Origin of the sequence: Collinsella sp. AM43-1, from assembly GCF_003467925.1 — a bacterium.
Lineage (GTDB): Bacteria > Actinomycetota > Coriobacteriia > Coriobacteriales > Coriobacteriaceae > Collinsella.
This window is the reverse complement of record NZ_QSFR01000013.1, coordinates 51,873-57,949: the sequence shown is the minus strand read 5'-3', so window position 1 is coordinate 57,949 and position 6,077 is coordinate 51,873. Positions and strand designations below refer to the sequence as shown.

8 protein-coding genes are annotated in these 6,077 nt (G+C 61.1%); 5 read left to right on the top strand and 3 right to left on the bottom strand.

Going from position 1 to position 6,077, the window contains the following annotated elements; genetic code table 11:
* The coding region (locus DW925_RS10265) for a hypothetical protein (RefSeq protein WP_233540258.1) at window positions 1–213 on the top strand (213 nt) is incomplete at its 5' end.
* 265 nt (window positions 214–478) lie between these two features.
* Here DW925_RS10265 and DW925_RS07445 read toward each other — a convergent pair.
* Window positions 479–1,447 (bottom strand): 3'-5' exonuclease, encoded by a 969-nt coding sequence (locus tag DW925_RS07445; RefSeq protein WP_117583776.1) that lies wholly within the window; start codon window positions 1,445–1,447, stop codon window positions 479–481.
* Between the two features lie 171 nt (window positions 1,448–1,618).
* On the opposite strand from DW925_RS07445, the gene DW925_RS07440 reads away from it, so the two are divergent.
* Entirely contained in the window at window positions 1,619–2,707 is a 1,089-nt protein-coding gene (locus tag DW925_RS07440) for a putative manganese transporter (protein ID WP_117583775.1), read from the top strand.
* A gap of 19 nt (window positions 2,708–2,726) precedes the next feature.
* Here DW925_RS07440 and DW925_RS07435 read toward each other — a convergent pair whose 3' ends face one another.
* A complete protein-coding gene (locus DW925_RS07435; RefSeq protein WP_006235439.1) occupies window positions 2,727–3,209 on the bottom strand; it encodes a DUF188 domain-containing protein in 483 nt (160 codons plus the stop codon).
* The gene (locus DW925_RS07430) at window positions 3,210–3,812 is read right to left on the bottom strand and encodes an HdeD family acid-resistance protein (protein WP_117583774.1); all 603 of its coding nucleotides are present in this window, start codon (window positions 3,810–3,812) and stop codon (window positions 3,210–3,212) included.
* Window positions 3,813–4,045: 233 nt separating this feature from the next.
* Here DW925_RS07430 and DW925_RS07425 point away from each other — a divergent pair, with 233 nt between their 5' ends.
* From DW925_RS07425 to DW925_RS07415, 3 genes are all read left to right on the top strand, one after another.
* Window positions 4,046–4,717: a nitroreductase family protein gene (locus tag DW925_RS07425; RefSeq protein WP_117563980.1), complete on the top strand. Its 672-nt coding sequence runs from the start codon at window positions 4,046–4,048 to the stop codon at window positions 4,715–4,717.
* An 82-nt stretch (window positions 4,718–4,799) separates the two neighbouring features.
* Window positions 4,800–5,342, top strand: coding sequence for a histidine phosphatase family protein (locus DW925_RS07420; RefSeq protein WP_117583773.1), 543 nt, complete (start codon window positions 4,800–4,802; stop codon window positions 5,340–5,342).
* Window positions 5,343–5,359: 17 nt separating this feature from the next.
* The gene (locus tag DW925_RS07415; protein ID WP_117583772.1) at window positions 5,360–5,995 is read left to right on the top strand and encodes a histidine phosphatase family protein; all 636 of its coding nucleotides are present in this window, start codon (window positions 5,360–5,362) and stop codon (window positions 5,993–5,995) included.
* The last annotated feature ends 82 nt before the right edge of the window (window positions 5,996–6,077 follow it).

Genomic DNA, 6,077 nt, shown 5'->3' with positions numbered 1-6,077 from the left:
ATCGAAATTTATCGATGGCCTATTTCAGACTGTAATGGGGCAGCTTCGGCTGGGGAGGTTTCTGCCAGCTGCGCCTTTTTTGGTGAACTTTATTTGCGGGTTCGTAGCTTCTGGGCGTTTTTACCGAACGCCCAGAAGCCTCACCAACATAATTTGAGTTATTCGGCCTTATCCTATACGAATGGTGTGTTTACAATGTCCTATTCGAATTGATTCAGGTAGATTTATGGGGCTTGGTTGCGAAATAAAGGCGACTACAGCGCTCGATTGCGGTTCAAGGGGCCTTGACTAGTGGTTCAGCTGGCCGAACAACTCGAAAAATGTAGGTGGGTCAACCTGTCGACTGTGTGAAGCACGCGTATTTGCTTGTTTTGATGAAAACTAGGGTGCAGCCATAAGGCTGCGCCCTAGTTTACTGCGTGCCGGTGCGCCCAGAGGATTGCGCTGTGCCTGGCAGGCGCTCCCGCAGATGGATCGGTTATTTCGCAAACAGGTTCTTGAGGTTGAACTCGGCCTGTACCGTGCGGAGCATGAGGTCGGTGTCGTCCAGACCCAGATGCTGCTCGTTGGCGTCGGCGGCGAGGGTTCCGCGGCGGCGCGCCCAGTTCTCGAGCGCGGCGGGGGCGGACTCGCGGGGGAGCGAGCGGACGTCGGCATCCAGGCTGCGGCAGATCTGGCGCGAATCGATGACGATAATCTTGCCGGCACGGCGCGCCTCGGCGTAACCGTCCAGGTGAATTTTGAACCAGCTGTCCTCGAACGCGGCGTTATGCGCCATATAGGGATACTTCTTCATAAGCTTGAGCAGCTGCTTCTGCAGTTCCTTGTTCTCGCGGAACGGCTTTTTGCCGTCGATGTCGTCCCAAGTAATGTGATGGATGTTCGATAGCGGCACATCCTCGCCGCGGTAGATGTCGGGCAGGCCACAGTAGTGCGCCTCGGCATCGTGCGGGACGGCGTCGCTGGTGAGTTCCATGATCTCCCAGCCGACGTTGATGATATAACCGCGTTCGGGTGCACGGCCGGTGGTCTCGATGTCGATACCGAGCACGGTGCCCTGGATGGGCTTACGGGCGTAGGCCACGCCGAGCGCGTCGCGGTCGCCGCGGATCTCGCGCATGACCGACGCGGCGGTGCGCTTTTGCATCTTGCCGATGGCGGCGCAGGTGTCGGCATCGGACAGGCCGCGCGAAAGCGTCGCGGGCGTCACGTTGCGCAGGCGCGCCTCGCCGATCTGGTCGCACAGGTCGCGGTTGCGGTCGGCCAGGTCGCGCACGGTGGCAAAGTCGAAACCGGGGTCGCCCTCGGCGGTAAAGTACTCGGTTTCGAGCGCCTTGAGGGCCTCCTCGCCCTTCTGGCGCTCGGACTCCATGGCGCCGTGATCGCCATAGATAAACATGGGGATAAACGGCTGGCGCTCGTATTCGAGTGCTTGCGAAACGTTCATAGGCTGCTCCTTGGACGGGCCGCGTCGCGCGGCTCGGGGTTACTGAGTTGTGGCGAGATGATAGTTTACCATGGGCAACTATTGGCACAACGCCCGGGACAACTACAATACCCTAGTTGACCGCTAGGACTTTTACAATGTTGCCGAAAGACACGAAAGGTTCCATCCGTCATGGATTTACTGATTGATATTCTGCTCGACGCCGGCAAGGACACGCTGTCCCTGGTGCCGTTTTTGTTGGTGACGTATCTTGCCCTCGAGACGCTGGAGCATGTGGCGGGCGACCGCGTCAACGGCGCTATCAAGCGCGCGGGCGCCGCCGGCCCCGTGGTTGGCTCGTTGCTGGGCATGGTGCCGCAGTGCGGCTTTTCGGCCATGGCGGCCACGCTGTACGCCGGTCGCGTCGTGACGCTGGGCACGCTGGTTGCGGTGTTCCTCTCGACCTCAGACGAGATGCTGCCGCTGTTGCTCGCCGAGCAAGTTCCCGTGCAGACCATGGCGATGCTGCTCGCCTCGAAGGCGCTGATCGCTCTGGTCACGGGCTTTATCGTGGATGCGGCTATCCGCGGCCTTCGTCGTAATGCCCGCGCGCATGCGGCGATTCGCCGTACCGTGTTGGGGACTGCTGCCAATCCGGCTCATGTGAACTGTGCGCACGACGACCACACTGGCGGTGACATCATCGACGAGGTTGCCGAGGCGGGCGTGAGCGCCGACCATATCCACGAGTTGTGCGAGCGTGACCATTGCGGTTGTGATGAAGACGAGGACGAGCACGAACACGGACATGGCCACGATCACGAACATGAGGGCGAGCATGAACACCATCATGACCACGGTCACTCCCACTCCCACGAAGGCGCTCCTGTCCTGTCGATTATCCGCAGCGCCATCTCGCATACCGTGCAGGTATCGGCATTTATTTTCCTGGTGACGTTGATTCTGGTCGCCGTCCTCGAGGCCTTTGGCGAGTCCGCAATCGAGCAGTTCCTGCGCGGCAATGAGACGCTCGCCGTCCTGGGCTCGGCGCTTGTCGGCCTGATCCCCAACTGCTCAGCGAGCGTAGTCATTACGCAGCTGTACCTGGAAGGCGCGCTGCAGCTGGCCCCGATGCTCGCCGGCACGCTCATTTCCGCTGGCGTGGGCTACCTGGTGCTGTTCCGCACCAACCGCAGCGCTCGCGAAAACGCCCTGTTTCTGGTCATGATGTACGTCATCGGCGCCGGCTGGGGACTCGTTCTCTCCGCCTTTGGTCTCTAAGCCCAAAAATCTACCTTGGTTAGCGCAGCAGCTCGGTGAGGTTGCGTTTAAAGCGGGCGCGGTCTTCGCTGGTAAATGCTGCCGGACCGCGAGTGCGTCCGCCGGCGCGGCGTACCTTCTTTTCCTCGTGGCGAATAAACAGCTGCATGTCGATGGTTGCTTTGTCGTAGACGCGCCCGCGCACACCGATAGCGGCGGCATCGCGCCCGAGCACCATGCTCGCCAAGCCAATGTCCTGCGTCACGACCACGTCGCCCGCCTGCAGGCGTTCGACAATGGCAAAGTCGGCGCTGTCGGCGCCCACGCTCACGTCGAGCGTCGTGACCCAAAAGCCGCGTCGCGCGTGCTCGGCATCGCGCGGGTCGTCGCGGCGAATGTGCCGTTCCAGGTTTTGCGTGCTGTTGCCGGCGATAACAACGGCGACGCCCGCCCGCCGCGCGCAGTCAATCGACTCGCGCGTGACCGGGCAGGCGTCTGCATCAATAAAGAGCGTTCGTGGCATCTAGCGCACCAGTTTGCCAAACTGAATGGCGCGAACAATGAGCGTCACGCCAAACACCAGCAGCGCGGCACCGCTAAAGATGACGAGCATCTTGGCCGACCACAGCGGATAGATAAACACGAACATGCCCGCGATGATGGAGAGCGCGCCGCTCAGGATGGCGAGGGCGCGGTTGGCGGAAAGCTCGGATTCCAGAATCGACATGACGCCCTCGACGATCCAGCCAAAGCCGGCGACGACCACCACGAGCGTGGTGAGCGTCGCGGTCGAGAAGGCCTGGTTGCGCAGGATTATGACGCCGCCCAGAATGATGAGCAGGTTGGAGATGATGCTCGTAACGCGCCAGCCGGTGGGCAGCAGCGGCTCGAAAACAGCGGTAAACAGCCTGATCGCGGCCGTGATCACAAAGTAGATGCCCAAGACGGTCGTCAGGAAGACGAGGGATTTGGCGGGCGCAAACAGCAGTGCGATGCCGGCGACGAGCGCCAAGACGCCCGTGATGGCGTAAATCCAGCGCACGGCCTTGACGGCCTTGCCTGCCATGCTTTTCTCGTCAAATCCAAACGCGCTCGATTGCTTGTCATCGTTCTTAAAGATGCCCATGATGTCTCCTTTCCGTGCGGCGTAAGCCGTAGCTCTTGCAACCAGTATCGCCCAAGGGCGCCGTCGCGTGGGGCGGGAAGGGCGAATGGGAGCCTCATCTTCCCGAATTGTTACCTTTGTTCCCGTTTGGATGCGGAATATTCAACAGGTGTGGAACATTGCGCCGCTGTGTGTAATTGCCTACGTTTTAGGTTAGATTTTCTTAAGAACAATTGGCTTTTATTGGGGGTCTTATGAACGAAGCTGTTCCCGCGGCGCCGGTAAGCGCCGAGTCGATGGCAAAGCAGGGTTGCGAAAAGCTTGGCCTGGACACGTTTGACGCGCTGGTCCGCCGCGCCCGTACGTGCCGCCGTTTTGACGAGTCCATGCGCGTGCCGCGCGAGTTTTTGCTCGAGCTGGCGGAACTGGCGCACCTGGCTCCCTGCGGCGCCAATGCTCAGCGTCTGCGTTTTCATGTGGTGAGCGGTGCCGAGGATTGCGCGCGTGTATTTGATGAGCTTGCATGGGCCGGCGCGCTTAAGGATTGGTCGGGTCCTGCCGAGGGCGAGCGTCCGACCGGCTACATCGCGATTCTTGCCGAGCGCGCTGTTCCGGGTAAGCCCGCCGCGCCCATCACCGAGGTCGACACGGGCATTGCCGCGCAGACGATGATGCTCGCCGCTCGCAGCGCCACGCCCGAGGTGGCAGCCTGCATGTTCAAGGCCTTTACGCCCCACGCGATCGATGCTATGGGGCTCGATAACGACAAGTATGAGCTCAAGCTGATCATGGCTTTTGGCGTGCCGGCCGAGACGCAGATGATCGATGCGATCGATTCCAACCCCGACGGCTCAATTAATTACTGGCGTGACGATGCGCAGGTGCACCACGTACCCAAGCGCCCGCTCGCCGACGTGCTGGTGTAGCTGAGCGTCACCGCGGCGTGATCAGACGGTAAACCACCACAAAGGTGCCTGTCCCCTTTGTGGTGGTACGAGGGGAGAGCGTGTGGCAGATCTGTATTTGGTGCGGCATGGGCAGACTGAGCTCAATGTGCAGAGCATTTTGCAGGGCTGGCACGATTCGCCGCTTACGGCGCGCGGGCGCGAGCAGGCGCTGACGGCGCGTACGGCGTTTGCGGCGCGTGGCGTGGCCTTTGATCATGTGTATTCCTCGCCGTTGGGCCGGGCGCGGCATACGGCCGAGCTTATCGTTGGCGAGGGCCGTTCCATTGAGCTGGTCGATGACCTGCGTGAGTGGCATTTTGGCTCGCTGGAGGGCACATCAAATCGCGAGATGCCGCCGCAGCCCTGGGGCGATTATCCGGTGGCCTTTGGCGGCGAGTCGGAAGTGCAGCTTCAGTCGCGCATGGTCGCGGCGCTGTCCCGTATTATGGCCCGGCCGCAGCACAACTGCGTGCTGGCGGTTTCCCACGGCTCAGCCTGCCAGGAGTTTCTTGAGTATGTGACTGGCGGGGGAGAGCTACCCGACAACGGTGCCGTGCTTCATTTTGGCTATTGCGACGGGGCGTTTTCGCTCTTGGGTTGGTAACGAACGAAAGGACCCCTATGAATAAAGATCTGTATCTGGTCCGTCATGGACAGACGATATTCAACCTTAAGCGTATCATTCAGGGGTGGAGTGACTCGCCGCTTACGCAGTTGGGTTGCGACCAGGCGGCGCGCGCCGGCATGTTTTTACGTGCGCGCGGCATTGAGCCCGATCATGCCTACACCTCCACGCTTCATCGCACCGAGCAGACTATCGCCAACTTGTGGCCGGGCTTGGCGTACGAGCGCCTGGACGGCCTGCGTGAGTGGTTCTTTGGCGACTTTGAGGCCGAGCGCGTGATGCTTATGCCCGAGCGCCCGTGGCGCGATTTCTATCGTCAATTTGGCGGCGAGGGCCAGATCCAGGTGCGCGAGCGCATGGTGACGACGCTGACCGAACTCATGCAGCGTCCGGACCATACGTGTGTGCTCGCGGTAAGCCATGGCTCGGCTATCAAGGAGTTTATGGATCACGTGAAGGGTGCGGCGGCCGACGAGCGCGATCGCGTGCCGGGCAACTGCTCGGTGCTGCACTTTGCGTTTGGCGACGAATCCGACACGTTTGAGTTGGTCGAAGTCTTTACGCAGGAGGATTACGCGTGCGAGCTGGGGCTTGAACCGCTTGTAGCGGCAGTAGGCCCGCAGCGCGGGTAGCGCTGGCGTTGCGGCGCGGTTTGCCGGCGAAATTGTTTGATGCGAAAGGGGCGGGGATGCATGCACGGGCATTGCATCCCCG

Bases quoted from the DNA above. Each gene is read 5' to 3' on its own strand.
- DW925_RS07445 (WP_117583776.1), bottom strand. From the start codon at position 1,447: ATGAACGTTTCGCAAGCACTCGAATACGAGCGCCAGCCGTTTATCCCC.
- DW925_RS07440 (WP_117583775.1), top strand. From the start codon at position 1,619: ATGGATTTACTGATTGATATTCTGCTCGACGCCGGCAAGGACACGCTG.
- DW925_RS07435 (WP_006235439.1), bottom strand. From the start codon at position 3,209: ATGCCACGAACGCTCTTTATTGATGCAGACGCCTGCCCGGTCACGCGC.
- DW925_RS07430 (WP_117583774.1), bottom strand. From the start codon at position 3,812: ATGGGCATCTTTAAGAACGATGACAAGCAATCGAGCGCGTTTGGATTT.
- DW925_RS07425 (WP_117563980.1), top strand. From the start codon at position 4,046: ATGAACGAAGCTGTTCCCGCGGCGCCGGTAAGCGCCGAGTCGATGGCA.
- DW925_RS07415 (WP_117583772.1), top strand. From the start codon at position 5,360: ATGAATAAAGATCTGTATCTGGTCCGTCATGGACAGACGATATTCAAC.